Origin of the sequence: Cereibacter sediminicola (assembly GCF_007668225.1) — a bacterium.
GTDB lineage: Bacteria > Pseudomonadota > Alphaproteobacteria > Rhodobacterales > Rhodobacteraceae > Cereibacter_A > Cereibacter_A azotoformans.
In genome coordinates this window covers 22996-48853 of sequence record NZ_VDEK01000009.1, presented here as the reverse complement: position 1 = coordinate 48853, position 25858 = coordinate 22996, and the positions used below count along the sequence as shown (strand labels likewise).

Annotated in this window: 28 protein-coding genes; 11 read left to right on the top strand and 17 right to left on the bottom strand. The window is 68.7% G+C overall.

Annotated features, from left to right (window positions below):
- Positions 1 to 3 precede the first annotated feature (3 nt).
- The 6 genes from FG154_RS08370 to FG154_RS08345 form a co-directional block, all read right to left on the bottom strand.
- Positions 4 to 225 carry a formate dehydrogenase subunit delta gene (locus tag FG154_RS08370; RefSeq protein WP_145106510.1) on the bottom strand — a complete coding sequence of 74 codons (222 nt, stop codon included), beginning with the start codon at positions 223 to 225 and terminating at the stop codon, positions 4 to 6.
- A complete protein-coding gene (gene fdhD, locus FG154_RS08365) occupies positions 215 to 1030 on the bottom strand; it encodes a formate dehydrogenase accessory sulfurtransferase FdhD (RefSeq protein ID WP_145106507.1) in 816 nt (271 codons plus the stop codon). The genes FG154_RS08370 and fdhD overlap by 11 nt, the downstream gene beginning before the upstream one ends.
- Positions 1027 to 3909 carry a formate dehydrogenase subunit alpha gene (gene fdhF, locus FG154_RS08360; protein WP_145106505.1) on the bottom strand — a complete coding sequence of 961 codons (2883 nt, stop codon included), beginning with the start codon at positions 3907 to 3909 and terminating at the stop codon, positions 1027 to 1029. Before fdhF ends, fdhD begins: the two co-directional genes overlap by 4 nt.
- Positions 3906 to 5435: a formate dehydrogenase beta subunit gene (locus tag FG154_RS08355; protein ID WP_145106503.1), complete on the bottom strand. Its 1530-nt coding sequence runs from the start codon at positions 5433 to 5435 to the stop codon at positions 3906 to 3908. Before FG154_RS08355 ends, fdhF begins: the two co-directional genes overlap by 4 nt.
- Positions 5432 to 5905, bottom strand: a complete 474-nt coding sequence (locus FG154_RS08350) for a formate dehydrogenase subunit gamma (RefSeq protein ID WP_145106501.1) — start codon at positions 5903 to 5905, stop codon at positions 5432 to 5434. The genes FG154_RS08355 and FG154_RS08350 overlap by 4 nt, the downstream gene beginning before the upstream one ends.
- A 92-nt stretch (positions 5906 to 5997) precedes the next feature.
- Positions 5998 to 6882 carry a LysR family transcriptional regulator gene (locus FG154_RS08345; RefSeq protein WP_145106498.1) on the bottom strand — a complete coding sequence of 295 codons (885 nt, stop codon included), beginning with the start codon at positions 6880 to 6882 and terminating at the stop codon, positions 5998 to 6000.
- 122 nt (positions 6883 to 7004) lie between these two features.
- Here FG154_RS08345 and FG154_RS08340 point away from each other — a divergent pair, with 122 nt between their 5' ends.
- The 7 genes from FG154_RS08340 (at position 7005) to FG154_RS08305 (ending at position 12367) form a co-directional block, all read left to right on the top strand.
- The gene (locus tag FG154_RS08340) at positions 7005 to 7802 is read left to right on the top strand and encodes a S49 family peptidase (RefSeq protein WP_145106496.1); all 798 of its coding nucleotides are present in this window, start codon (positions 7005 to 7007) and stop codon (positions 7800 to 7802) included.
- Complete coding sequence (locus tag FG154_RS08335; RefSeq protein WP_145106494.1) at positions 7802 to 7984, top strand: hypothetical protein; 183 nt, start codon at positions 7802 to 7804, stop codon at positions 7982 to 7984. The genes FG154_RS08340 and FG154_RS08335 overlap by 1 nt, the downstream gene beginning before the upstream one ends.
- Positions 7984 to 8757 (top strand): SDR family oxidoreductase, encoded by a 774-nt coding sequence (locus FG154_RS08330; RefSeq protein WP_145106491.1) that lies wholly within the window; start codon positions 7984 to 7986, stop codon positions 8755 to 8757. Before FG154_RS08335 ends, FG154_RS08330 begins: the two co-directional genes overlap by 1 nt.
- A gap of 304 nt (positions 8758 to 9061) precedes the next feature.
- Positions 9062 to 10933 (top strand): excinuclease ABC subunit UvrC, encoded by a 1872-nt coding sequence (uvrC, locus tag FG154_RS08320; protein WP_145106489.1) that lies wholly within the window; start codon positions 9062 to 9064, stop codon positions 10931 to 10933.
- Between the two features lie 81 nt (positions 10934 to 11014).
- A complete protein-coding gene (pgsA, locus tag FG154_RS08315) occupies positions 11015 to 11680 on the top strand; it encodes a CDP-diacylglycerol--glycerol-3-phosphate 3-phosphatidyltransferase (RefSeq protein WP_145106487.1) in 666 nt (221 codons plus the stop codon).
- The gene (gene moaD, locus FG154_RS08310; protein ID WP_145106485.1) at positions 11677 to 11925 is read left to right on the top strand and encodes a molybdopterin converting factor subunit 1; all 249 of its coding nucleotides are present in this window, start codon (positions 11677 to 11679) and stop codon (positions 11923 to 11925) included. Before pgsA ends, moaD begins: the two co-directional genes overlap by 4 nt.
- A 1-nt stretch (position 11926) precedes the next feature.
- Complete coding sequence (locus FG154_RS08305; RefSeq protein ID WP_145106483.1) at positions 11927 to 12367, top strand: molybdenum cofactor biosynthesis protein MoaE; 441 nt, start codon at positions 11927 to 11929, stop codon at positions 12365 to 12367.
- 119 nt (positions 12368 to 12486) lie between these two features.
- Here FG154_RS08305 and FG154_RS08300 read toward each other — a convergent pair whose 3' ends face one another.
- From FG154_RS08300 to argB, 3 genes are read right to left on the bottom strand one after another with little or no spacing between them, the layout of a single operon-like run.
- Positions 12487 to 12993: a SixA phosphatase family protein gene (locus tag FG154_RS08300; RefSeq protein WP_145106480.1), complete on the bottom strand. Its 507-nt coding sequence runs from the start codon at positions 12991 to 12993 to the stop codon at positions 12487 to 12489.
- Positions 12990 to 13634, bottom strand: coding sequence for a ferredoxin (locus tag FG154_RS08295; RefSeq protein WP_145106478.1), 645 nt, complete (start codon positions 13632 to 13634; stop codon positions 12990 to 12992). The genes FG154_RS08300 and FG154_RS08295 overlap by 4 nt, the downstream gene beginning before the upstream one ends.
- Complete coding sequence (gene argB, locus FG154_RS08290) at positions 13634 to 14512, bottom strand: acetylglutamate kinase (protein ID WP_145106476.1); 879 nt, start codon at positions 14510 to 14512, stop codon at positions 13634 to 13636. The genes FG154_RS08295 and argB overlap by 1 nt, the downstream gene beginning before the upstream one ends.
- A gap of 130 nt (positions 14513 to 14642) precedes the next feature.
- On the opposite strand from argB, the gene FG154_RS08285 reads away from it, so the two are divergent.
- Complete coding sequence (locus FG154_RS08285) at positions 14643 to 15374, top strand: SDR family oxidoreductase (protein WP_145106474.1); 732 nt, start codon at positions 14643 to 14645, stop codon at positions 15372 to 15374.
- A gap of 3 nt (positions 15375 to 15377) precedes the next feature.
- On the opposite strand, the gene yihA is transcribed toward FG154_RS08285, so the two are convergent.
- The 8 genes from yihA to rpmH all read right to left on the bottom strand — a co-directional run bounded on the left by yihA (position 15378) and on the right by rpmH (position 22082).
- The gene (gene yihA, locus FG154_RS08280) at positions 15378 to 16031 is read right to left on the bottom strand and encodes a ribosome biogenesis GTP-binding protein YihA/YsxC (RefSeq protein WP_145106472.1); all 654 of its coding nucleotides are present in this window, start codon (positions 16029 to 16031) and stop codon (positions 15378 to 15380) included.
- A complete protein-coding gene (locus tag FG154_RS08275; protein WP_145106469.1) occupies positions 16028 to 16771 on the bottom strand; it encodes an MOSC domain-containing protein in 744 nt (247 codons plus the stop codon). Before FG154_RS08275 ends, yihA begins: the two co-directional genes overlap by 4 nt.
- Positions 16768 to 18642: a membrane protein insertase YidC gene (gene yidC, locus FG154_RS08270; protein ID WP_145106467.1), complete on the bottom strand. Its 1875-nt coding sequence runs from the start codon at positions 18640 to 18642 to the stop codon at positions 16768 to 16770. The genes FG154_RS08275 and yidC overlap by 4 nt, the downstream gene beginning before the upstream one ends.
- 128 nt (positions 18643 to 18770) lie before the next feature.
- Positions 18771 to 20285, bottom strand: a complete 1515-nt coding sequence (locus FG154_RS08265; RefSeq protein ID WP_145106668.1) for a putative bifunctional diguanylate cyclase/phosphodiesterase — start codon at positions 20283 to 20285, stop codon at positions 18771 to 18773.
- A 73-nt stretch (positions 20286 to 20358) separates the two neighbouring features.
- A complete protein-coding gene (ttcA, locus tag FG154_RS08260; protein WP_145106464.1) occupies positions 20359 to 21234 on the bottom strand; it encodes a tRNA 2-thiocytidine(32) synthetase TtcA in 876 nt (291 codons plus the stop codon).
- 26 nt (positions 21235 to 21260) lie between these two features.
- Positions 21261 to 21515, bottom strand: a complete 255-nt coding sequence (gene yidD / locus FG154_RS08255; protein ID WP_145106462.1) for a membrane protein insertion efficiency factor YidD — start codon at positions 21513 to 21515, stop codon at positions 21261 to 21263.
- Entirely contained in the window at positions 21512 to 21925 is a 414-nt protein-coding gene (rnpA, locus tag FG154_RS08250; RefSeq protein WP_145106460.1) for a ribonuclease P protein component, read from the bottom strand. Before rnpA ends, yidD begins: the two co-directional genes overlap by 4 nt.
- 22 nt (positions 21926 to 21947) lie before the next feature.
- Positions 21948 to 22082 (bottom strand): 50S ribosomal protein L34, encoded by a 135-nt coding sequence (rpmH, locus tag FG154_RS08245; RefSeq protein ID WP_002721419.1) that lies wholly within the window; start codon positions 22080 to 22082, stop codon positions 21948 to 21950.
- Between the two features lie 240 nt (positions 22083 to 22322).
- Between rpmH and FG154_RS08240 the strand changes: the two genes are divergently transcribed.
- The 3 genes from FG154_RS08240 to FG154_RS08230 are packed head-to-tail and all read left to right on the top strand — an operon-like array spanning position 22323 to position 25857.
- Complete coding sequence (locus FG154_RS08240) at positions 22323 to 22991, top strand: TVP38/TMEM64 family protein (protein ID WP_145106666.1); 669 nt, start codon at positions 22323 to 22325, stop codon at positions 22989 to 22991.
- Positions 22991 to 24403 carry a dihydrolipoyl dehydrogenase family protein gene (locus FG154_RS08235; protein ID WP_145106458.1) on the top strand — a complete coding sequence of 471 codons (1413 nt, stop codon included), beginning with the start codon at positions 22991 to 22993 and terminating at the stop codon, positions 24401 to 24403. The genes FG154_RS08240 and FG154_RS08235 overlap by 1 nt, the downstream gene beginning before the upstream one ends.
- 56 nt (positions 24404 to 24459) lie before the next feature.
- The gene (locus tag FG154_RS08230; RefSeq protein ID WP_145106455.1) at positions 24460 to 25857 is read left to right on the top strand and encodes a sensor histidine kinase; all 1398 of its coding nucleotides are present in this window, start codon (positions 24460 to 24462) and stop codon (positions 25855 to 25857) included.
- Position 25858: the final 1 nt, after the last annotated feature.

The window sequence follows — 25858 nt, the reverse complement described above, 5'->3', positions numbered from 1 at the left end:
GCTTCAGACCTCGGCGGGGCGGCGGATCTCGTGTGCGGCCTCGAGCACCAGAGGGTGCAGGCCCGCCCGCCCCTCGTCGATCAGCGCCAGCAATTGCCGGCGCATCCGCGGCTCCCAGAAATCGTTGATGTGGGCCGCGGTGCCTGCGACGGCTTCCGCGCGCGGCCGGGAGGCGAAGAAGGTGGCGATCTGATTCGCCATGTAGATCAGCTTGTCAGGCGACATGGGCGGCCTCATCGGGGGTGATGCGCTCGGGATGGGTGAAGACCTCGCAGCGGTCGCCGCGGGCCATGGCGACAAGGGTGAGGCCGGCCTCATCGGCCATCCGCACCGCATGCGCCGTCGGGGCCGAGACGGCGATCAGAACCGGCGCCCCGAGGCGGGCGCATTTCTGCACCATGTCGATCGAGACCCGCGACGTCAGCACCACGGCTCCGCGCCCGGTGGCGACGCCTTGGCGCAGCAGCGCCCCAGCCAGCTTGTCGAGCGCATTGTGCCGGCCCACGTCCTCGCGAACGGTAACCAACCCTTGTCCGGGCATCCAGAATCCCGCCGCGTGAACTGCGCGCGTCGCATCATGCAGCGGCTGGTGATCGACAAGCCCACCCACGGCGGACAGGCAGTCCCGCGCGCCAAGGCGGACAGAGCCCGTTACGAAGGTCGGCGGTCGCAGCGCCTCTTCAAGGCTGTCGATGCCGCAGAGGCCGCAGCCGACCGGGCCCGCCATCCGGCGGCGGCGCGCGGCGAGGCGCGCCTCGGCCTCCGCCATGAGCCAGATCTGCAGGTCGATCCCCCGCGGCGTCTCGACCGGGGTGATGCTCTCGATCTCCTCCGGCCGGGCAAACCCCTCGGTCAGGGCAAAACCCGTGGCGAAGTCCTCGAGGTCGGCAGGGCTGGCCATCATCACCGCCTGCGTCGTGCCGTTGAAGCTGAGCGCGACCGCCACCTCTTCGGGCAGGCAGCGGGCGCCCGGCTCGGCCCGCCCCGGCGAAAGGGCGAGCCGCGGCAGGATCTGGCGCGTCGCGGTCATTCGGCCGCCGGCAGGATGCGCCGGGCCAGTTCGGCCTGCAGGCGGTAATCCTCCTGCCAGTCCGAGGGACCGTTCGAGGGCGAGACCTGCACCGCCGTCACCTTGTATTCCGGGCAGTTGGTCGCCCAATCCGAAAAGTCGGTGGTGATGACGTTGGCCTGCGTCGCCGGGTGGTGGAAGGTCGTATAGACCACCCCCGGAGAGACCCGGTCGGTGAGTTTCGCGCGCAGCGTCGTCTCGCCCGCGCGCGAGGCAAGCCGCACCCAGTCCTCGTCCTTGACCCCCCGCACTTCGGCGTCGTGGGGATGGATCTCCAGCACATCCTCGGGGTGCCAGATGCTGTTCGCCGTCCGCCGCGTCTGCGCCCCCACGTTGTATTGCGAGAGGATCCGCCCGGTGGTCAGCAGCAGCGGGAAACGCGGCCCGGTCCGTTCATCCGTTGCCACATATTCGGTGCGGATGAACCGTCCGCGGCCGCGCACGAAACCTTCAACATGCATGAGAGGCGTGCCCAGCGGGTGCTCTTCGTTGCAGGGCCACTGGATCGAGCCCGCCTCTTCCAGCCGTTCGTAGGAGACCCCGGCGAAGGAGGGCGTGGTGGCCGCGATCTCTTCCATGATCTGACTTGGGTGCGTGTAGCCCCAGCCCGCGCCGAGCGCGTTGGCCAGCATCTGCGTCACTTCCCAGTCGGCGAAGCCGTTCTTCGGCGCCATGACCTTGCGCACGCGGTTGATGCGCCGCTCGGCGTTGGTGAAGGTGCCGTCCTTTTCCAGGAAGGACGAACCCGGCAGGAAGACATGGGCGTAGTTGGCGGTCTCGTTCAGGAAGAGGTCATGGACGATCACACACTCCATCGCCGCAAGGCCCGCCGCGACATGGCGGGTGTCGGGGTCCGATTGCAGGATGTCCTCGCCCTGGCAATAGAGGCCCTTGAAGGTGCCCTCGACCGCCGCGTCGAGCATGTTGGGGATGCGCAGGCCCGGCTCGGGGTCGATCTCGACGCCCCAGAGCCGCTCGAACACCTCGCGCGCGGCGTCGATCTTCACATGGCGGTAGCCCGGAAGTTCGTGCGGGAACGAGCCCATGTCGCAGGAGCCCTGCACGTTGTTCTGGCCCCGCAGCGGGTTCACCCCCACGCCCGGCCGCCCGATGTTGCCGGTGAGCATGGCGAGGTTCGCGATGCCGATGACGGTGGTCGAGCCCTGGCTGTGCTCGGTCACGCCCAGACCGTAGTAGATCGCGGCGTTGCCGCCCGTGGCATAAAGCCGGGCGGCGGCACGCAGCTCGGCCGCGGGCACGCCCGTCAGCGCCTCGACAGCTTCGGGCGAATGGCGGGGATCGGCGGCGAACTCGGCAAAATCCTGGAACTCGTCCCAGTCGCAGCGTTCGCGGATGAATGTCTCATCCGCCAGCCCCTCGGTCACGATCACATGGGCCAACGCCGTGACCACGGCCACGTTGGTGCCCGGCCTCAGCGCCAGATGATGGGCCGCCGCCACATGCGGGGTCCTGACGAGATCAATGCGCCGCGGGTCGATGACGATCAGCTTCGCGCCCTGACGCAACCGTTTCTTCAGGCGGCTGGCGAAGACCGGGTGGCCGTCGGTCGGGTTCGCGCCGATCACCATGACGACATCCGAGGCTTCGACCGAGTCGAAGTCCTGCGTGCCGGCCGAGGTGCCGAAGGTCTGGCCAAGCCCGTAGCCCGTGGGCGAATGGCAGACACGGGCGCAGGTGTCGGTGTTGTTGTTGCGGAAGACCGCACGGGTCAGCTTCTGGACGAGGTAGGTCTCCTCGTTCGTGCAGCGCGACGAGGTGATGACGCCGACCGACTGGCGACCGTGCTTCTGCTGGATCGCGGTCAGGCGACGTGCGGCAAAGCCCAGCGCCTCGTCCCAGCTGACCTCCTGCCACGGGTCGTGGATCGACTCGCGCACCATCGGCTTCAGGATCCGGTCCTTGTGCGCCGCATAGCCGTAGGCGAAACGGCCCTTGACGCAGGAATGGCCGTGGTTGGCCTTGCCACCCTTGTAGGGGACCATCCGAACCAGCTCGTCCCCGCGCATCTCGGCCTTGAATGAGCAGCCCACGCCGCAATAGGCGCAGGTGGTCACGACCGCGCGCTCGGGCGTGCCGATCTCGATCATCGACTTCTCCTGCAGGGTGGCGGTCGGGCAGGCCTGCACGCAGGCGCCGCAGCTCACGCAGTCCGACGTCAGGAAACTGTCGCTCGCCATGCCGGCCGAGACGCGGCTGTCGAAGCCCCGGCCCTCGATGGTCAGGGCGAAGGTGCCCTGCACCTCCTCGCAGGCCCGCACGCAACGCAAGCAGACGATGCATTTCGACGGGTCATAGGTGAAATAGGGGTTCGACTCGTCCTTGGCCATCCATTGCGGATTGAGGTCGCCGCCGGCGTTGCGCGGGGTAAAGTGGTTTTCCACCGCCTCGTAGCGCACGTCGCGCAGACCCACCGCGCCCGCCATGTCTTGCAACTCGCAATCGCCGTTGGCGGCGCAGGTCAGGCAGTCGAGCGGGTGGTCCGAGATGTAAAGCTCCATCACGCCGCGGCGGAGTTGCTTCAGCCTGGGCGTCTGGGTGCGCACCTTCATGCCCGCCGTGACGGGCGTGGTGCAGGAGGCGGGCGTGCCCGCGCGCCCCTCGATCTCAACAAGGCACAGCCGGCAGGAGCCGAAGGCGTCGAGGCTGTCGGTCGCGCAGAGCTTCGGCACCGAGATGCCCGCCTCGGCCGCGGCCCGCATCACCGAGGTGCCCGCAGGCACCGTCACCGGAAAGCCGTCGATCTCGAGCGTCACGGTCTCGGTCGAGCGCGAGGCGGGTGTGCCGAAGTCGCGGTCGTCGGGAAGGATGAAGTCTTTCATTCGGCTGCCTCCTTCATCGGGGCGAAATCGTCCGGGAAGTGGGTGAGCGCGCTCATCACCGGATAAGGGGTGAAACCGCCCAGCGCGCAAAGCGATCCCGATTTCATCGTGGCGCACAGATCCGTGAGAAGCGGGATCGCCGCCGCGTCGCCGCGGGCGATCCGGTCCACCGTCTCCATGCCGCGCACCGCGCCGATCCGGCAGGGGGTGCATTTCCCGCAGCTCTCGGTGGCGCAGAACTCCATCGCAAAGCGGGCCTGCTTCAGCATGTCGGCCGTATCGTCAAAGACGACGATGCCGGCGTGCCCCACAAGGCCCTCGGCGCCCGCGAACTCCTCGTAGCAGAAGGGCGTGTCGAAGAGCGCGCGCGGGAAATAGGCCCCCAGAGGCCCGCCCACCTGCACCGCCTTGACCGGCCGCCCCGAGGCGGTGCCGCCCGCAATGTCATCGACGATCTGGCCGAGGCTCATGCCGAAGGCGATCTCGAACAGGCCACCGCGCCGCACATTGCCCGCGATCTGCAAGGGTATAGTGCCGCGCGACCGGCCGAGGCCGAAGTCGCGGTAGTAGGCCGCGCCCTTCTGGAAGATCACCGGGATCGAGGCGAGCGAGATCACGTTGTTGACCACCGTCGGCTTGCCGAGGAAACCCTCGAGCGCCGGAAGCGGCGGCTTGGCGCGCACCACGCCGCGCTTGCCCTCGAGCGAGTTCAGCAGCGACGTCTCTTCGCCGCAGACATAGGCCCCGGCGCCGACGCGGATCTCCATGTCGAAGGCGCGCCCCGAGCCCATGACCGACGGGCCGAGCAGCCCGTGGCCGCGGGCGATGCGGACAGCCTCGATCATCACCTCGACCGCGTCGGGATATTCCGACCGCATGTAGACATAGCCGCGCGTGGCGCCGGTCGCGATGCCGGCGATGGTCATGCCCTCGATCAGGGTGAAGGGGTCGCCCTCCATGATCATCCGGTCGGCGAAGGTGCCGCTGTCGCCCTCGTCCGCGTTGCAGACGATGTATTTCTGATCCGCCGGCGCCTCGGCCACGGTGCGCCACTTGATCCCGGTGGGAAACCCGGCCCCGCCCCGCCCGCGCAGCCCCGAATCGATCACTTCCTGCAGGATCGCGTCACGGCTCATGCCGATCGCGCGGTGGAGCCCCTCGAACCCGCCGTGCGCCTCGTATTCCTCGAGGCAGAGCGGATCGGTGATCCCGCAGCGCGCAAAGGTCAGGCGGGTCTGCATCATCAGCCAGGGCAGTTCCTCGGTCAGGCCGAGCGCCAGCGGATGCCGCGTCCAGTCGGCATCGAACAGGGCCGGCACGTCCTCCGGGGTGACAGGCCCGAAGGCCATGCGCCCGGCCTCGGTCTGGATCTCGACCAGCGGCTCGAGCCAGACCATCCCGCGCGATCCGTTGCGCACCAGCGTGAGCGGCAGGCCCCGCTGCCCGGCTTCGGCCTCGATGGCCGCTGCGACCGCGTCGGCGCCCACCGCCTTCGCCGCCGCATCGCGGGGAACGTAGATCTTCATGCCCGCACCTCCTCGAGGATCCGGTCGAGCCGGGCATCATCCACCCGTCCCACGACGCGCCCATCGACCAGCGCGGCCGGCGCGCAGGCGCAGAGGCCGAGGCAGAAGACGGGCTCGAGCGTCACGCCCCCATCAACCGTCGTCTGGTGCCAGCCGATGCCCAGCCGCGCCTGCGCCTCCTCGGCCAGCCGGTCGGCGCCCATGGCCTGACAGGCCTCGGCCCGGCACAGCTTGAGAACATGCCGGCCATGCGGACGGGTGCGGAAATCGTGGTAGAAGCTCATCACCCCATGCACTTCCGCGCGCGAGAGGTTCAGGCGTTCGGCGATCCGAGGCAGCGATTCGAGCGGGACATGGCCGAACGCCTCCTGCACGGCGTGGAGGATCGGCAGGAGCGGCCCCTCATGCCCCTCATGCGCATCAAGAATTTCGTCAACGCGCGCGCGAACCTCCGCTTCGTCCAGACGCATGCGGCCCCTCCCCTCCCTGGATGAGCGACAAAAATACGCAGCCTGATAGACACATCAATATCAAGGATCCGTGGATCCATTGATGCAGTCTATCAACCCCCGGCCAGTCGGCGGGCGGCGTCGATCAGCGCGGCAAGGATGGGGGTGTGCGGCTCGCGGTGGGGCGCGATGATGCCGACCTGATGCTCGACCTCGGGCTGCGCGATCGGGATGGCGCGCAGCCGACCGTCGGCGGCGAAGAGGTCGGCCAGCTGTTTCGGCAGGATGCTGGCCCAGCGCCCGGTCATCACATGCGAGATCAGCGCGAGGGGCGAGTTCGACTCGACCGAAGACGTGGCCGGAGCGCCGGTGCCCGCGAGATGCTGGTTCACGATGCGCCGGTTCTGCATGTCGGCGGTCAGCAGGCAGAGCGGCAGGCGCGCGACATCGTCCCAGCCGATGCTGTCGCCCGCAGGCAACGGGAAGTCGGGGGTGCAGACGAGGCGGTAGCTCTCGGCATAGAGGGGTATCTGCGTGACCCGGCCCAGGGGCTCATTGTCGAGATAGGTGATGCCCGCATCGAACTCGAGGCTCTCGATCCCCGCAAGGATCTCGGACGAGGTGCGCGACAGGATGCGGACATGCACACCGGGATGGCGCTCGAGGAAGGGCGCGGTGAGGTCGGCGACCATCGGCACGGCGGTCGGGATCACGCCGATCCGCAGGTTGCCCGACAGGCCCGACCGCACCGCGCGCATCTCGTCGCGCAAGGCCCGCACGTCGCCCACGATCCGGCGCGCCCAGTCCAGCACGCGCGCCCCTTCGGGCGTCAGGCCCTGAAAGCGCGAGCCGCGAAAGACCAGTTGCACCCCCAGCTGGTCCTCGAGCTGACGGATCGCCGAGGACAGCGTGGGCTGCGTGACCCGGCAAGCCTCGGCCGCGCGCCCGAAGTGCCGCTCACGCGCGAGGGCGATGAACATCTCCAGCTTGTCGATCACGCGCTCTTCTCCCCCCGGCCTCGCCTGCCGGATCGCCGTCCGGTCGATCCGCCGGCAAGATTTGCCGGAAGTGCTGCGGCTCTCTTCTTGTTCCGCGCCGGGCCTCGGCCTACATCGGGCGGATGAAACAGTATATACCGTTCATCAGGAAGGACCCGGTTGTCCCGGTGATCCGGCTTCAGGGTGTGATCGCGACGGGCCCGCGCGGCGGCCTGTCCGATCAGGGCCTTGCCTCCTTGATCGAGAAGGCCTTCCGGCGCGGCAAGCCGGCAGGCGTGGCGCTGGTCATCAACTCGCCCGGCGGCTCGCCGGTTCAGTCGAGCCTCATCGCCGCCCGCATCCGCCGCCTTGCCGAAGAGCATGAGGTGCGCGTGCATGCCTTCGTCGAGGATGTGGCGGCCTCGGGCGGCTACTGGCTGGCCTGCGCGGGCGACGAGATCTGGGTGGACGAAAGCTCGATCGTCGGCTCGATCGGGGTGATCTTCGCCAGCTTCGGCTTCCACGACTTCATGACGCGGAACGGGATCGAGCGGCGCGTCCACACGGCCGGGCGCTCCAAATCGCTGGCCGACCCGTTCCTGCCGGAAAAGGCCGAGGACATCGAGCGGCTGAAGGCCCTGCAGGAGCCGATCCATCGCGCCTTCATCGACCATGTGAAGCGCAACCGCGGGGCGCGGCTGGACGAGTCGGCGGATCTCTTCAACGCCGACATCTGGACGGGCCAGCAGGCGGTGCGGCTGGGTCTGGCCGATGGCGTGGCCCATCTCGTGCCCAAGATGCAGGAGATCTACGGCGAGAAGGTGCGGCTCGTGCCCTATGGCCAGCGGCGGCCGCTGCTGCAGCGGCTGGGGATGAACCTCTTCGGGCATGTCCTGTCCGAGATCGAGGACCGCAGTCTCTGGGCGCGATACGGTCTCTGATGCTGGTCAAGATCGTCACCCTCTTCCTGATCGGGATGGCGGCCGTCGCGCTGATCGGCCGCTTCCGCTTTCCCCGGATCGGCCGGAAGAGCGCCCGTGTCGCGCCACCCACGATCTGCGGCCATTGCGGGCGCTACATCCTTGGCAAGGAGGAGTGTTCCTGCCGAAAGGGTCGGGGCTGATGCGGGCGCTTGTGACGGGCGCCGCCCGGCGACTCGGGCGCGAGATGGCACTCTGGCTCGCGGCGCGCGGCCATGATGTTGCGGTGCATTACTCGGGATCGGCCGACGAGGCGGAAGAGGTCGTGTGCGAGATCCGGGCGCGAGGCCGGCGGGGGGCCTGCCTGCAGGCCGATCTTCTGGTCGAGGCCCAGACAGCGAGCCTCGTTCCGCGGGCGGCCGAGGCACTGGGCGGGCCGCTCGACCTGCTGATCAACAACGCCTCGATCTTCGAGCGCGACACGATCGGGGGCGCGACGCGCGAGAGCTGGGACCGGCACATGGAGTCGAACCTGCGGGCGCCCTTCGTGCTGATCCAGCAATTCGCCGCGCAGGCCCCCGATCCGGTCAAGGATTCTCAAGGTGAGCCTCTTTCGCAGGCGCTGGTTGTCAACATGATCGACCAGCGCGTGCTGCATCCGACGCCCGACTTCGCAACCTACACGCTAGCGAAGGTCGGGCTCTGGACCCTCACCCGCCTTGCCGCGCAGGAACTGGCGCCCCGCGTGCGGGTCAATGGCATCGGCCCGGGGCCCACGCTTCAGGGCGCCCACCAGAGCGCCGCCGACTTTGCGGCCGAGCGCGCAAGCACCGTTCTTGGCCGGGGGGCGAATCCCTCGGATATCACCGCCGCGCTTGGATTTCTCCTCGATGCCCCTGCCGTGACGGGCCAGATGATCTGCATTGATGCCGGTCAACACCTCGGCCCGAAGGGGGCTTGCACCCCTGGGGACTAGGCGCTCTCTCCGAAGTTGTCCACTTCATGCATTTTCATGTATTGGCCATGTGAAAATCCCTGAGCTTTCATGACTTTGTGATGACGAGATAAAAATTATCGCGTTGTATCAGAGCCTTGAGAACCCGCACAATTTTTGCGCAAATGGGCGAAACTGCCACGAGACAAGGGAAAATCCGCGCTGCCAAGAGGTTTCCCTCAGACTTATCCACAGAAACGGTGGACAGCTTTTCTCTTGTGGCCGGGTCGCTATCGTTGCAGCGGTCGGCAGGAATCGTGAACGCGTGACAAGGACGGAGTCGGACGTGCAGGATGACGATACGGAAGGCCACACCGTGCCGACCGGACATGCGGTGATCCAGGGCTACCTGCGGACGCTGGACGGCTCGCCCGGCGTCTACCGGATGCTCGATGCGCAGAGCCAGGTCCTCTATGTAGGCAAGGCCCGCAACCTTCGGGCGAGAGTGTCGAACTACGCCCGTCCCTCGGGACATTCGGGCCGGATCGCCCGGATGATCCGTGAGACCGCGAGCATGATGTTCCTCACAACGAGGACGGAGACCGAGGCCCTCCTCCTCGAGCAGAACCTCATCAAGCAGCTCAAGCCGCGCTACAACGTGCTGTTGCGCGACGACAAGAGCTTTCCGAACATCCTGATCGCCAAGGACCACGCCTTTCCGATGCTCAAGAAGCACCGGGGCAAGAAGTCCGAGAAGGGCAGCTACTTCGGCCCCTTCGCAAGCGCCGGGGCCGTCAACCGCACCTTGAACCAGCTTCAGCGGGTGTTCCTGCTGCGCACCTGCTCGGACGCGACCTTCGACAGCCGCACGCGGCCCTGCCTCCTCTACCAGATCAAGCGCTGCTCGGCGCCCTGCGTGGGCCGGATCACGCCCGAGGACTATGCCGGGATGATCGGCGACGCCGAGCGGTTCCTGCAGGGGCGGACGACGAAGGTGCAGTCCAACCTCGCCGAACAGATGCGCGCGGCTTCGGAGGCGATGGAGTTCGAGCGGGCGGCGGCGCTGCGCGACCGGATCAAGGCGCTGACCCAGGTGCAGTCCTCGCAAGGCATCAACCCGCGGGGCGTGGCCGAGGCGGATGTGATCGCCGTCCACCTCGAGGGCGGGCAGGCCTGCGTGCAGGTCTTCTTCATCCGCGCCAACCAGAGCTGGGGCAACCGCGACTTCTACCCCCGCACCGGCGCGGGGGCGGAAGAGCCCGAGATCCTCGAGGCCTTCCTCGCGCAGTTCTACGACGACAAGGAGCCGCCGCGGATGATCCTCCTCTCGCATCCGGTGGACAACCCCGACCTGGTGGCGCAGCTTCTGTCGCAGCGTGCCGGGCGCAAGGTGACGCTGGGCGTGCCGCAGCGGGGCGAAAAGGCCGAGCTGGTCGAGAATGCGGCCCGCAACGCGCGCGAAAGCCTCGCGCGGCGGATGGCCGAGAGCGCCACGCAGAACAAGCTGCTGGCGGGGCTGGCCGAGGCCTTCGACCTCGATGCCCCGCCGTGCCGGATCGAGGTCTATGACAACTCGCACATCCAGGGCACCAACGCCGTCGGCGGCATGATCGTGGCCGGACCCGAGGGCTTCCTGAAAAGCCAGTATCGCAAGTTCAACATCCGCGGCGCGGCCGGCGCGCAGGGCGACGACTTCGGCATGATGAAGGAAGTGCTGACCCGCCGGTTCGAGCGCCTGCTGAAGGAAGACCCCGAGCGCAAGTCCGACTCCTGGCCCGACCTTCTGCTGATCGACGGCGGCGCGGGGCAGGTTTCGGCCGTGCAGGAGATCCTGCAGGAGCTGGGCGTGGACGACATCCCCTTCATCGGCGTGGCCAAGGGCATCGACCGCGACGCCGGCAAGGAAGAGTTTCACCGCCCCGGGGAGCCTCCCTTCGCGTTGCGGATGAACGATCCGGTCCTGTATTTCGTCCAGCGCCTGCGGGACGAGGCGCACCGCTGGGCGATCGGCGCGCATCGCGCGAAACGGGCCAAGGCCGTCAGCGCGACACCGCTCGACGAGATCCCCGGCGTGGGCGCGGCGCGCAAACGCGCGCTCCTGGCGCATTTCGGCTCGGCCAAGGCGGTCTCGCGGGCCGGTTTGCCGGATCTCTGCGCGGTCGAGGGGATTTCGGAGACCCTTGCCCAGACCATCCATGACCATTTTCATGGGGCCTGAGGCGCTTTCGGGGGCACATGAGGCGGGGCGCCACTGCCCAAGCCTCTTCCCCCCGCGGCGGCGAATGGCTAGACCTGCGGCATGAACTGGTCGATCCCGAATATCCTTACCGTTCTGCGCCTGCTGGCCGCGCCCGGCGTGGCGGTGATGTTCCTCTATTTTCATCGCCCCTGGGCTGACTGGTTCGCGCTGGCCCTCTTCATCCTGGCGGCGGTGACCGACTTCTTCGACGGCTACCTCGCCCGGCTCTGGAAACAGGAATCGAAGTTCGGCGCCATGCTCGATCCGATCGCCGACAAGGCGATGGTGGTCATCGCGCTGGTGATCATCACCGGCTATTCCGGCATGAACCCCTGGCTGATCCTGCCCGTCACCGTGATCCTCTTCCGCGAGGTCTTCGTGTCGGGCCTGCGAGAGTTTCTGGGCGCGAAGGCGAGCCTTCTCAAGGTGACGAACCTCGCCAAGTGGAAGACGACGGCGCAGATGGTGGCCATCGCGATCCTGTTCCTCGGAACGGGGCTCGAGCATCTCGAAGGCATCGCCCGCCGCGGCATGACGTGGGAGCAATATGCCCAGGCGGTCAGCGCGGGACTGGCCGATCCGATCCGCAGCTGCGGGATGCGCGGCTGCTCGTCCTACGCGACCTGGGTGGGGCTCGGACTGATCTGGCTGGCGGCAGCCCTTACCTTTGTCACCGGATGGGACTATTTCAGGAAGGCGCTGCCCTACCTGAAGGACGAGAAATGATCGACCTGCTCTATTTCGCCTGGGTCCGCGAGCGGATCGGGCTGCCGCGCGAGCGGCTGGCGACCGAGGCCGCCACCGTGGCCGAGCTGGTCGAAGAGCTGCGCGCGCGCGAGGACCGCTATGCGCTGGCCTTTGCCGATCTCTCGAGCCTGCGGGTGGCCCTCGACCAGGAGCTTGCGGATTTCGACGCGCCGCTGGCCGGGGTGCGTGAGGTGGCCTTCTTCCCGCCCATGACGGGGGGCTGAGGTGCGGGTGCTCGTCCAGGGCGCGTCGTTCGACTTCGGCGCCGAGGCCGCGGCCTTTTCCGCGGCCGCCGGAGGCGCCGGGGCCGTGGTGACCTTCACCGGCCTCGTGCGCGACCTGTCAGGCCGGTTGCAGGCGATGGAGATCGAGCATTATCCCGGCATGACCGAGCGGGCGATCGCGGCCATCGCCTCGGAGGCGGTGGAGCGGTGGCACCTCGTCGATGCGCTGGTGATACATCGGCACGGGCGTCTCGGGCCGGGCGAGCCGATCATGATGGTGGCAACCGCTGCCGCCCACCGGGCAGAGGCGTTCGCGGCCGCCGAGTTCCTGATGGACTACCTCAAGTCGCGCGCGCCCTTCTGGAAGAAGGAAGTGACGGCCGACAGCGCCGACTGGGTGGCGGCGAAGGACGCGGACGAGGCGGCGCTGCGGCGCTGGTAGTGCTCCGGCCGGCTGGCGGCGCGGCCGGCTTCCGGCGTGGTCCGGGGGCTGTCTGCCCCCGGCCGCCCCTGCGGGGCGGCTCCCCCGAGGATATTTGGACAGAGTGAAAGGGCGGGCGCTCAGCCCACCAGTTCGCGCGGCACGATGAAATCGGCGGGCTCGGCCATGCCGTAGCCTGCGTCGGCCCAGGCGATGTCGCCGAAATCGGCCACGAGCGTGGCGCCGGTCGGATATTTCTGGAACTCGGTGCTGAGGGGCGGATGCTTGACCAGCCGGTGCGCAAACTCCGCGATGCCGGGGTTGTGGCCGAGGATACAGACCGTGTCGGCGGTCGCATGGCGCAGGACGGCGAGCATGACGTCCGAGCCGGCATGGTAGAGAGCGGGTTTCAGCACCGGCGCGGGCGCGTTCGGCAGGAAGGGGGCGATGCCGTCCCATGTGGCGCGGGTGCGCAGCGCGTCCGAGCAGAGCACCTCGCCCGGCAGGTAGCCGCGGGAGGCAAGCCACTGGCCGAGGTCGCGCGCCGCGCCCTCGCCCCTGGGATTGAGCGGACGGTCGTGGTCCGGGATCAGCGGATCGTCCCAGGCCGATTTCGCATGGCGGATCAGGATCAGGCGCTTGGTCATCGGTGGAACTGCCTCATGTGGTAGGCGGATTGCGTCTCCATCCTTGCATGGGCTTGCGAGCGGGGGCAAGCGCGGCGAACCGCGCAGCCGCGCTCGAGGCACGGGGCGCCCTCGGGACGGTCGAGGAAGGCATGGCAGGCCGGCACGTCGTAGCCCTCGGCCCCGAGCGCCCCGGCGGGGCAGGCCGAGAGGCAGGGCTGGTTGGCGCAACTGGCGCAGGGAGAGACCCCGGCCGTGGGCTCCAGCCGTTCACGAAGCGCGAGCGCACCGCGGCAGGAGAAGAAGAGCCCGGCCTCGTCATGGACGATCAGCCGCACCGGCGAGGCAAAGGCGCGCCCGGTGCGCAGGGCCCATGCGTAGAAGGGCCACCAGGGCGGTCCTCCGAAGGGAAAGAGCGCGGTCGCGCCCAACTCGGCGGCCAGGGCGGTGATCGTGCGGGCCGACCAGCGGTCCATCGGGTCGGGGCGGCCGTCCAGCCACTCGGGCTGTGCGGTCATGTGGGCCCAGAAGCCCGGCTCGCGCGGGCCGAGGAGGATCAGGCTGCCAGTGCCCTCGGGCAGGCCGTCGCCGGGCTCTGCCGCAAATCCGCCCAGGATCGCGAGGGCATGGTCGGCGGCCCGCGCCCCGATCCGCGCCAGCATCAGCGGATGCGCGGCTTGATCCGCGGCTCGGTCGAGCGGATGATCGTGCCCGCCCCCTCGTCGGTGAAGATCTCGATCAGGCAGGCGTTGGGGATGCGCCCGTCGAGGATCACCACGGCGCGCACGCCCGCGTCGAGGGCCGCAAGCGCGGTCTCGGTCTTGGGGATCATGCCGCCCGAAATCGTGCCGTTCGCCACCATCTCGCGCACCTGGCTCGGGGTGAGCTGGCTCAGCACCTGGCCGCTGGCGTCCTTCACGCCGGCCACATCGGTCAGAAGGAGCAGCCGGTCGGCCTGAAGCGCGCCGGCGATGGCGCCCGCGGCCGTGTCGCCGTTGACGTTGAAGGTCTCGTTGTCGGCCATGCCGGTCGCCACGGGGGCCACCACCGGGATGATCCCGGCATTGTAGAGGTCGCGCAGGACCTGCACGTTCATCTCGACCGGCTTGCCCACGAAGCCCAGATCGGGGTCGTCGGCCACGCAGACCATCAGGTCGTCGTCCTTGCCCGAGATGCCCACGGCGCGCCCGCCCTGGTCGTTGATCGCCTGCACGATCCGCTTGTTCACGAGACCCGAGAGCACCATCTCGACCACCTCGACGGTGGCCTTGTCGGTGACCCGCTTGCCGCGCACGAACTCCGACTTGATGCCGAGCTTGCCCAGAAGCTCGTTGATCATGGGGCCTCCGCCGTGGACGACGACGGGGTTCACCCCCACCTGCCGCATCAGCACGATGTCGCGTGCAAATTCGGCCATCGCGGCCTCGTCGCCCATGGCGTTGCCGCCGAACTTCACCACCACGACAGCGCCCGCATAGCGTTGCAGATAGGGCAGGGCCTCCGACAGGGTGCGGGCGGTGGCGACAGGGTCTCGCGTCATGGCGGATGCCTCATCCTCGGGCGGTTGTGGGGATTGCGGACGTGGTAACGGCTTTGCGCGACACTGCCAAGCGGCGGCGCCTTGCAAAAGCGCCCCGCTCGCGTAGCTTCGCCGAAAAGGGGACCGGGCAATGGGCGAACAGAAGACGATGGTGCTGACCGGCGCCAGCCGCGGCATTGGACATGCGACGGTAAAGCGATTCTCGCGCGAGGGATGGCGGGTGCTGACCTGCTCGCGCCAGCCGTTCGATCCGCGCTGCCCCTGGCCGGGGGGCGAGGAGAATCACATCCGGGTCGATCTTGCGAGCCCCGAGATGACCATTGCGGCGATCGAGGCGATCAAGGGCAAGATCGACGGCAAGCTTCATGCGCTGGTGAACAACGCGGGCGTTTCGCCCAAGGGGCCGAAGGGCGAGCGGCTGAGCACGATCACCACCGACCTGCGCACCTGGGGGCAGGTGTTCCACGTCAACTTCTTCGCCTGTGTCGTGCTCGCGCGTGGGCTGCAGGCCGAGTTGACAGCCGGCAAGGGGTCGATCGTCAACGTGACCTCGATCGCCGGCAGCCGGGTGCATCCGTTCGCGGGGGCGGCCTACGCCACCTCGAAGGCGGCGCTTGCGGCGCTGACGCGCGAGATGGCGCATGATTTCGGCCCGCTGGGCGTGCGGGTGAACGCCATCGCACCGGGCGAGGTCGAGACCTCGATCCTTTCGCCCGGAACCGACAAGATCGTCGAGAAGCTGCCGCTCCAGCGGCTTGGCCAGCCGAGCGAGGTGGCGGACCTGATCTGGTTCCTCTGCTCGGACCAGTCGAGCTACATCTCGGGCGCCGAGATCGAGGTCAACGGCGCCCAGCACGTCTGAGGGTCAGGTCAGCGTGGCGATGATCGCCCGCAGGGTATCGATCCCGAGGCCCTTTTCGGAACTGGTCATCACCAGCTCGGGGTAGGCGGCGGGGTGCTTCTTCAGCGCGCCCCGCACCTGCCCGAGCACCGCCTCGCGTTCGGCCTGGCTGACCTTGTCGGCCTTGGTCATCACCACCTGGAAGGTCACGGCCGAGCGGTCGAGAAGGTTCAGGATCTCTTCATCGACAGACTTGATCCCGTGGCGCGTGTCGATCAGCACGAAGGCGCGACGCAGCGTCTGGCGGCCGGCGAGGTAGCCCTTGAGCAGCCGCTGCCAGCGTTCGACGATCGGCTTTGGGGCTTCGGCATAGCCGTAGCCCGGCAGGTCCACGAGGTAGCGGCTGGGGCCGAGCGCGAAATAGTTGATCTCCTGCGTCCGGCCCGGCGTGTTCGAGGCGCGCGCCAGCGCCTTGCGTCCGGTCAGCGCGTTGATCAGGCTCGACTTGCCGACGTTCGAGCGGCCCGCGAAGCAGACCTCGATCCGATCGGCGGGCGGCAGGGCTTCCATCGTGGTCACGCCCTTGACGAAGTCGCAGGGGCCCGCGAAGAGCAGCCGGCCCGCCTCGCGGCTCGCCTCGTCGGGCTCGGGGGTGAGGGGGAAAGGCAGGTACGTCACGATCTCACCTCGTCGCCGATGGTCAGGGGGCCGCCCTCGAGGACGGTTGCGTAGATGCCGAAGTCGCGGTGGCCGTAGTGCGCCTGAAGCGCGCCGAGCGTGTCGGCATCGACCACGCCGGTCTCGGGGTCGGCCATGGTGGCGCGGCAGCGGGTGATCCGCTCCTCGACGCGCAGGAGGGCGGCGCCCACGCGGATCTCACGCCCGATCAGGTCGAACTCGGCCCAGGGCTTCCATCCCTCGACCCAGAGGTTGCCGCGCCAGCGATGGATCGACAGGGGCTGGCCCATCCGGGCGGACAGCTCTTCCAGGCTCGAGAGCGAGAGGATCGAGATCGAGGGAAAGTCGCTGTCGGTCATGCCTCGGTCGGCTGAGACGACACGCGCGGGCCGAGGGCGGCCTTCGGGCATCAGCGGGGCCACCCAGTCGAGGAAGCCGGGCGTCGCCTGCGGATCGTCGGGCCGGAAGGCGAAGGGGCCGAGGTCAGGGTGCGAGAGCCGGACGGTGGCCGTGGCCTCGTCCAGCGCGGCGGTGATGGCCATCAGACCGGGCGCCTTCGCGCCGCGGGTGAAGTTCTGGCAGGCCGACCATCCGTCGGACAGGCGCGCCGCCTCGTGTGCGACCGCCCAGTGACGGTCCCACGGCAGGCAGGCGCCCGGCGAAAGCAGAACGGACGCGAGTTCCTCGCGTCCGTGGGCCTTGATCGGGTGACGGCAGATGTGGCGAAGCCGCGCCGTCATGGTTTCCGCTTCTTCGCCGCGGGCGGACGGCTGTCGTTCGCAGCCTTGCCGGCGCCCTGCGCGGCCGACTTGCGGCTGAAACCGGCCTTGATGTTGCCGAACAGGTCCGGGTGGTGGCCGTGGCTGCGCATGATCACATACTGCTGCGAGAAGGTGATCACGTTGTTGACGATCCAGTAAAGCACCAGGCCCGAGGCGAAGTGGCCGAGCATGAACATGAACACCCACGGCATCCAGGCAAAGATCATCGCCTGCGCCTTGTCGGTGGGTGCGGGGTTCAGCTTCTGCTGAAGCCACATCGAGATCCCGAGCAGGATCGGCAGGATCCCGATGAAGATCAGCGCCATGGTCGAGCCGGGCGCCGGCGCCGCCCAGGGGGCCAGGCCGAAGAAGTTGAAGATCGAGGACGGGTCGGGCGCCGACAGGTCCTTGAGCCAGCCGAAGAAGGGCGCGTGGCGCAGTTCGATCGTGACGAAGATCACCTTGTAGAGCGAGAAGAATATCGGGATCTGGATCAGGATCGGCAGGCAGCCCGCGGCGGGGTTGACCTGCTTTTCCTTGTAGAGCCGCATCATCTCGCGCTGCATGAGCATCTTGTCCTCGCCCGCGCGCTCGCGGAGCGCCTCGAGCTCGGGCTGCAGCTCCTTCATCCGCGCCATCGAGACGTAGGACTTGTAGGCCAGCGGCAGGACGAGCGCCTTGAGCAGGAAGGTCAGGGCGATGATGGCCAGACCCATGTTGCCGATCATCTGGTTCAGCCAGTGCAGCACCGCAAAGATCGGCTTGGTCAGGAAGAAGAACCAGCCCCAGTCGATCGAGTCGATGAAGCCCGGGATCGGCTCGGCGCCCTCGGTCGGCTCGATCGCGCCTTCGTTCTGGTAGGCGCGGATGGCTTCCCATTCCTTGGCGCCGGCAAAGAGGCGCGAGCTGACTTCCGCCGTGCCGCCGGGTGCCACGGTGACCAGCTGCTCACGGGTTTCGGCCTGGTAGATGTCGGCGCCCGGAACGTACTTGGTCACGCTGCTGAAGGGCTGGCCCTGCTGCGGGATCAGCGTCGTCATCCAGTACTTGTCGGTGAAGCCGATCCAGCCGTCCTGCTGCGCCTCGACCACCTCGGCCAGCGCCCCTTCGCGCGCAACCTGCGGCAACTCGGCGATGTCGTCGTACTTGGTCTCGGTGAGCTTGCCGTCGGCGCGGCCCACGGCACCCTCGTGCAGCACGAAGAAATTCTGCAGGTTCAGCGGCTTGCCGTGGCGCGCGACGATCCCGTAGGGCGCGAGGCGGACAGCCTCGCCCGTCCTGTTCTCGACCGTCTGCGAGATGGTGAACATGTAGTGGTCATCGACCGAGATCGTCCGCGTGAACACGAGACCCTGGCCATTGTCCCACTCCAGCGTGACCGGCTGGTCCACGCCGAGGGTCGAGCCGCCGACTTGGGTCCAGGTCGTGTTGGCGCCGGGCACATCCTCGTAGTCGAGCGCACCCGCCGGGGTCCAGCCGTAGAGCGCATAGTAGGCGTTCGGTTCGCCCACCGGCGAGAGCAGGCGGACGATCTGCGAGCCGGGGTCCAGCGTCTCGTGGTACGACTTGAGCGAAAGGTCGTCGAGCCGCCCGCCCAGCATCGAGATCGAGCCCTGCAGCCGCGGCGTGTCGATCGCGACACGCCGCGTCTCGGGCAGTTCCGCGTCGGGCGGCACCGCGGTCATGGGCGCATCCGGCGTGGCCGAAGGAGCCAGCGCCGTTTCCTGCGTCGCGACGGTGGGCTCGTCCTGCGTCACCGCCTCGGGAGGCGGGAACAGGAAGAACCAGACCATGATCACGAGGAAGCTGAGTCCGGTCGCCAGGATGAGGTTCTTGTTCTGATCGTCCATGAAAGACACGCGGTTCCTGTTCAGGGGTGCGGTCGTTCAACAGAAGGGGGCTGCAAAGGTCAAGCAGTTTTCCCCTCGCGGCCGCGGTGGATCGCCTCGCCCCTGGCTGGCTGTCCGCATGCGAAACCTCACGATCCGGCCCGCGCACCGGGGCGGAAAAGCTCCTTTCGGGCGAGCAGCCAATCGCTTGCCCCCGCGAGGGGCATGGGCTGCGCGATCCCGTAGCCCTGCAGATGGCCGCAGCCGAGGCGGGTGAGGGTGGCCAGTTCTCCGGGCGTTTCCACACCTTCGGCCAGCGTCTCCAGCCCGAGTTGCGTGGCCATGGAAATGATCGCGGCGAGCATCGTGCGCTGGTTGCTGTCGGTATCGGCGCGGGTCACGAAGCTTCGGTCGATCTTGAGCCGGCGGAGGGCGAACCGTCGGATGGTGGTGATCGAGGCGTGCCCGGTCCCGAAATCGTCGAGATCGATGCCGCAGCCGAGGGTCGCGAGGCCCGCGATGTTGTGAACGACCACATCGCTTGCGCCTTCGGCCACCACGGTCTCGAGGATCTCGACCGACAGCCGCGACGGGAGCAGGTCGAATCGGTCGATCTCCCACTTCAGCCGCTCGACGAGCCGCGGATTGCGCAGTTCGGAGGCGGAGAAGTTCACGGCCACGCTCGGCACCTGCAGACCGTCGCGGTCCCACTGGCGAAGCGCCGAGAAGGCCTGAAACAGCATGACCTCGCCCAGACGCTCGGACAGGCCCGCCTCCTCGACGGCGGGAAGGAACTCGCCCGGCAGGATCAGTCCCCGCTCGGGGTGCTGCCAGCGCGCCAGCACCTCGAAACCGCCGATGCCGCCATCGGCCGCGCGGATCTGGGGCTGGAACCATGCCCGGATCTGGCCGCCGTCGAGCGCGGCTTCGAGCACCTCACGAAAGGCGTCACGGTCCGCGCGCTTGCGGGCCATTCCCGGTGCGAAGGCCCGCACGGCGCCGGGGCCGTTGCGCACGGCTTCGTCGGCCGCAACCTGTGCGGCGTCGAGAAGCGCCTTGCCCGAAGCGGTCTCCGTCTGCCCGGGCAGGGAAAAGCCGATCGAACAGGTCACATAGAGCCGCGATCCATCGATGCTGATCGGCGCCGCCAGTGCCGACTGGAGCCGGCTTGCCAGCCGCACCAGCGTCTCGAGATCCAGCCGCCGCACGGGATAGAGCGCGACGGCAAGCCCGCCGCCCTCGAGCCGGGCCACCACATCGCCCTCACGAAGCGCGCCGCAGAGACGCTCGGCGCTGCGGGCGAGCATCTCGGACTGCACGGCGCGTCCATGACGGTCGAGTAGTTTCTCCATCCCGTCGAACTGCAGCACGAGACAGGCCGTCGTCCGGCCGGTCGAGGCGCGTTCGCCCAATACACGGTCGAGGGCGGCGACGACATGCGGACGCAACGCCAGCCCCTCGCCCGCGGAGGGGCCACGGTCGCGGAACGTGCCGCCCGCCGCGTAGAGAAGCGGCAGGCCGAGGGCCATGAGCACCAGGGACCGTTCGCCCCCCAGCCAGTAGGCCAGAAGCGTCAGGGCGGGGAGGAAGGCAAGAAGCTCGGGCCGGCGGAGCAGGTTTCCGATGCGGACGAACGCCGCGGACGATCCGCCCATGACCTGCATTTGCATTCCCCTTCCGTGGCAGCGGGCCGAAGGCCCCGACTGCGCACCATAGGAGACGAGTCTCAGCGGGAGGTTAATCCTCGCCCCGAAGTTGGGGCGGCTCCGCCCCGATTGTGGCCGACGCCGTGCCCGTCGCGAGCCCCGCGAAGTCGAACAGGCCCGGATCGAGCAGATGCGAGGGACGCGCGTTCATCAGGGCGCGGAACATCACCTGCCGCCGCCCGGGGCTACGCGCCTCCCACCCGTCGAGGATCTGCTTGACCTGCTGGCGCTGAAGCCCCTCCTGCGAGCCGCATAGATCGCAGGGGATGATCGGATAGTTCATCGAGCGGGCAAACTTCTCGCAGTCGGCCTCGGCGACGAAGGCGAGCGGACGGTAGACGAACAGGTCGCCGTCCTCGTTGACCAGCTTGGGCGGCATGGTGGCCAGCCGCCCGCCGTGGAAGAGGTTCATGAAGAAGGTCTCGAGGATGTCGTCGCGGTGGTGGCCAAGCACCACGGCCGAGCAGCCTTCCTCGCGCGCGATGCGGTAGAGGTTGCCGCGCCGGAGCCGCGAGCAGAGCGAGCAATAGGTGCGCCCCTGCGGGATCTTGTCCACGACGATGGAATAGGTGTCCTGATATTCGATGCGGTGGGGGACTCCCATCCGGCTCAGGAACTCGGGCAGGACGGTGGCGGGAAAGCCCGGCTGGCCCTGGTCGAGGTTGCAGGCCAGCAGGTCCACCGGCAGCAGGCCGCGCCATTTCAGTTCGTGGAGAACGGCGAGCAGCGTGTAGCTGTCCTTTCCGCCCGACAGGCAGACGAGCCAGCGCGTGCCGCGTTCGACCATGCCGTAGGTCTCGATCGCCTCGCGGACCTCGCGCACGATGCGCTTGCGCAGTTTGCGGAACTCGGTCGTCTGCGGGGCTCCGGCGAGCAGCGGATGGATCTCGTCCTGATCGTCGAGCATGGGGGTCTCCGGCGGGATGGGGGCGCTCAGCCGCGGGGGCGACGATCGTGTTCGGGATCGGCGCCCGGCACGGGATCGTAGCCCGATCCGCCCCAGGGATGACAGCTCAGAATGCGGCGGGCGGCGAGCCAGCCGCCCTTCACCGCCCCGTGCCGCTCGAGCGCCTCGAGCGCATAGACCGAGCAGGTGGGCTGGTAGCGGCAGCCGTGGCCGACCCAAGGGCTGAGGAGGAGGCGGTAGGCCCGCACCGGCAGCGCAAGGATCTGCGCAAGGGGGCTCATCCCCGCTCGCCGTGGATCTGGCGCAGCGCCCGTTCGAGATCGGCGAGCAGCGCGGCATAGGAACGCTCGATCGTAGCCCCCGGGCGGCCGACGAGGACGTAATCCCAGCCCGGATGCCCCCTCGTCGTCAGCAGCTCGCGCGCCAGCGCGCGGAGCCGCCGCTTGGCGCGGTTGCGCATGACGGCGTTGCCCACTTTCTTCGAGCAGGTGAAGCCCACGCGGATGCCGCCGTCCGCCTCGCGGCGCCGGGCCTGCAGCAGGAAGCCGGGCGTTCCCTGACGTCGCGCCTGTGCGGCACGCAGGAAATCGGCGCGCTTTCTGAGGATCTCGGGGGCAGGATGTGGCGACGCCGCCGGACATCCGGCGGGCGCGGCATCGCTGCACGTCCCTCCGGCCTCCGGCGGCGTCATGTCACTGGGCCCGGGCGGTCGCTCAGGCCGAGAGCTTCTTGCGGCCCTTGGCGCGGCGGGCGTTCAGCACGAGGCGGCCGCCCTTGGTGGCCATACGCGCGCGGAAGCCGTGGCGACGCGCACGGACCAGGTTCGACGGTTGAAAAGTGCGCTTCATCGCGGATCTCCTAGGTATGCAGCCGGAACCCCCGCGGATTCGCAGGCCACGTTCCTTTGAAGCCCGCCTCTTAGTGGCGACGCGGGCGCAAGTCAATTCGTCCGCTTCAAGAAAATCGGGCTCGGGCCGCGGTGACACTGGCCGCCGGCCCCCGTCGGCCCCATCTTGTGGGCGACCCGTCAGGAGCCGCCCTTGTCCCTCAGCCGATCCCCCGCCCTTGCCCGCCGCCTGCCCATCCTGATGATCCTCGTCGTAGCCGCCGGAGGCGCGATCCTGCTGCATGACCGGCTGTCGTTCGAGGCTCTGGCGCAGCACCGCGAGACGCTGCTGGCCTTCCGCGACGACCACCATGCGGCGGCGGTCCTGACCTTCATGGCGGCCTACATGGCCATCGTCATGTTCAGCCTGCCGGGGGCGCTGATCTGCACGCTGACCGGAGGTTTCCTGTTCGGCCTCTTTCCCGGGGTGCTCTACAATGTCGCGGCGGCCTCGGCCGGAGCGGTGCTTCTGTTCCTCGCCGCGCGCGCGGGTCTCGGCGCGAGCGTCGCGGCACGGATCGCCGCGCAGGGCGGGGCGGTGGCGCGGCTTCAGGCGGGGCTGAAGGACAGCGAATGGTCGGTGCTGTTCCTCATGCGGCTGGTGCCTGTCGTGCCCTTCTTCGTGGCCAACCTGCTGCCCGCCTTCCTGAACGTGCCGCTGCACCGCTTTGCCATATCGACCGTGCTGGGCATCCTGCCGGGGGCGCTGGTCTATACGTCGGTCGGCACCGGCCTCGGGGCGGTTCTGGCGCGCGGAGAAGCGCCGGATCTGGGCATCATCTTCACACCGCAGGTGCTTGGGCCGCTTCTGGGCCTTGCCGCACTCTCGGCGCTGCCTATCGTGCTCAGACTGGCAGCGAAGGGGCGGTGATGGAGCGGATCGAGACGGATCTCTGCGTGATCGGCGCGGGCTCGGGCGGGTTGTCGGTGGCGGCCGGGGCGGCGCAGATGGGCGCGCGGGTCGTGCTGGTCGAGGCGGGCGAGATGGGGGGCGACTGCCTGAACGCGGGCTGCGTGCCCTCGAAGGCGCTGCTGGCCGCGGGCAAGGCCGCGCAGGCGATGCGGACCGCCGGGCCCCTCGGCATCCGCCCGGTCGAGCCCGAGATCGATTTTGCCGCCGTGAAGGATCATGTGGCCCGCACGATCGCCGCCATCGCGCCTCACGACAGCCAGGAGCGGTTCGAGAGGCTGGGGGTGCGCGTCCTGCGCGACTGGGGCCGGTTCATCTCGCCCTCCGAGTTGCGCGTGGGCGAGCGGATCGTCACGGCGCGGCGCTTCGTGATCGCCACCGGCTCACGCCCCGTCGCGCCATCCCTTCCGGGCATCGACCGGGTGGAGGTGCTGACGAACGAGACGATTTTCGCGCTTCGTGAACGGCCGGAGCATCTTGTCATCATCGGCGGCGGCCCGGTGGGCATCGAGATGGCACAGGCGCATCGCCGCCTCGGGGTCCGGGTGGCGGTGATCGCGGGGCACAAGGCGTTGCCCAAGGACGACCCGGAGCTGTCCGCCATCGTCCTCGGGCGGCTGCGGGCCGAGGGTGTCGAGATCCTTGAGGGTGCCCCGGCCTCGGCGGTCGATCCCTGCCCGGAAGGGATTGCGGTGACGGCCGGAGACCGGCGGATCGTGGGCTCTCACCTGCTGGTGGCGGCCGGACGTCGGCCGGCGCTGGAAAGGCTCGATCCGGCCGCGGCGGGGGTCGAGGTGACCGAGAAGGGCGTGAAGGTCGGCCCCGACCTGCGGACGTCGAACCGGCGCATCTATGCGGTGGGGGATGCCGCGGGCGGGCCGCAGTTCACCCATCTGGCCGGATACCATGCTTCGGTCGTGATCCGCTCGATCCTGTTCGGGCTGCCCTCGAAAGCGACGGCGCTGATCCCGCATGTCACCTACACCGAGCCCGAGCTGGCGCAGATCGGGCTGACCGAGGCCGAGGCGCGCGAACGGCATGGGTCGCGGCTCGAGGTGCTGCGCGTGCCCGTCTCGGGCAGCGACCGGGCCCAGGCCGAGGGCGCGACCGAAGGGCTCGTGAAGCTGATGGTGGCGCGCGGGCGCCCGGTGGGGGTGTCGATCGCGGCTCCGCACGCAGGTGAGATGATCGGCCTCTGGGCCATGGCGCTGGCCTCGGGGGCGAAGCTCTCGACGGTTGCGGGCGTGGTGCTGCCCTACCCCACCCTCAATGAACTGTCCAAGCGGGCGGCAGGAGCCTATTTTTCCCCCAGGCTGTTTGATAGTCGGTTGGTCGGGACGGCGGTGCGCACCCTGCAGCGCCTCCTGCCTTGACGGACCCAGGATCCGGCGGGCGCGTTGGCAGCAGGTAGAGTCGGAAGGACGGGATTTTGCGGCGGTTCCTGAACACGCTCTCGGGGCGGTTCCTGATGCTCACCGCTGCCTTCGTCATGCTGGCAGAGGTGCTGATTCTCGTGCCCTCGGTGGCGCGCTTCCGCGAAGGCTACCTGCTCTTGCGCCTTGAGAAGGCGCAGATCGCCTCGCTTGCGCTGCTGGCGGCCGACGAGATGATAACGCCCGAGCTGGAAGCCGAACTGCTGGCGAACGCGGGGGTCTACAACGTCGTGCTGCGGCGCGACGAGATCCGGCAACTCGTGCTGTCGTCGCCCATCCCGGTGCCGGTCGAGGCGACCTACGACCTGCGCTTCGCCGGGCCGCTGGGGATGATCCGCGACACGTTCATGGATCTTCTGGATCGGGAGGGCGTGATCCGGGTGATCGGCGAGCCCGTGGAAAGCGGCGGGCAGCAGATCGAGGTCGCGCTCGAGCGGGGCCCGATGCGCACGGCGATGCTGGAACATGGCGCGCGCGTGCTGGTCTTTTCGGCACTGATCTCGATGGTGACGGCGCTTCTGCCGTTCCTCGCGGTGCGGCGGCTTCTGGTGCTGCCGATCCGGCGCGTGGTGACGCACATGACCGCCTATGCCGAGGCGCCCGAGGATGCGCGCCGGGTCATCACGCCCACCGCCAGCATCCGCGAGCTGCGCGAGGCGGAAGAGGCGCTGCAGATGATGCAGACCCAGCTGATCGGGGCGCTGCGCCAGAAGGAGCGCCTTGCCCAGCTTGGCGGGGCGGTCGCCAAGATCAGCCACGACCTGCGCAACATCCTGACGACGGCGCAGCTCTTTGCCGACCGGCTCTCGTCCTCGGACGATCCGGCGGTGGCGCGGGCGGCGCCCAAGCTGCTGGGCTCGATCCGCCGCGCGGTGTCGCTGTGCGAAGCGACGCTGACCTTCGGCCGGGCCGAAGAGCCACCGCCGCAGATCACCCGCATCCCGTTGCGCCGCCTGATGGAGGAGGTGGCCGAGGCCGAATCGCTCGGCGGCGGCGATGTCGGCTTCCTGATCGATGTTCCGCCGAACATGGTGATCCGGGCCGATGGCGAGCAGCTCTACCGGGTTCTGGGCAACCTCGTGCGCAACGCCCGGCAGGCGATCGAGACGACGGGCCAGCAGGGCACGATCGAGCTTTCGGCCGGCGAAGGCGAGGAGGAATGGTGGATCCGGGTCGGAGATACCGGGCCCGGCCTGCCACCCAAGGCGCGCGAGCACCTGTTCACGGCCTTTCAGGGCGGGGCACGCAAGGGCGGCTCGGGCCTCGGGCTTGCGATCTCGTCGGAACTGGTGAGGGGGCATGGCGGGCGGCTGGACCTGCTCCGCAGCGATGCGGAGGGAACCGAGTTCATCATCCGCCTGCCCAAGGGGCTCGGTCTCGGCGACCTGACCTGAG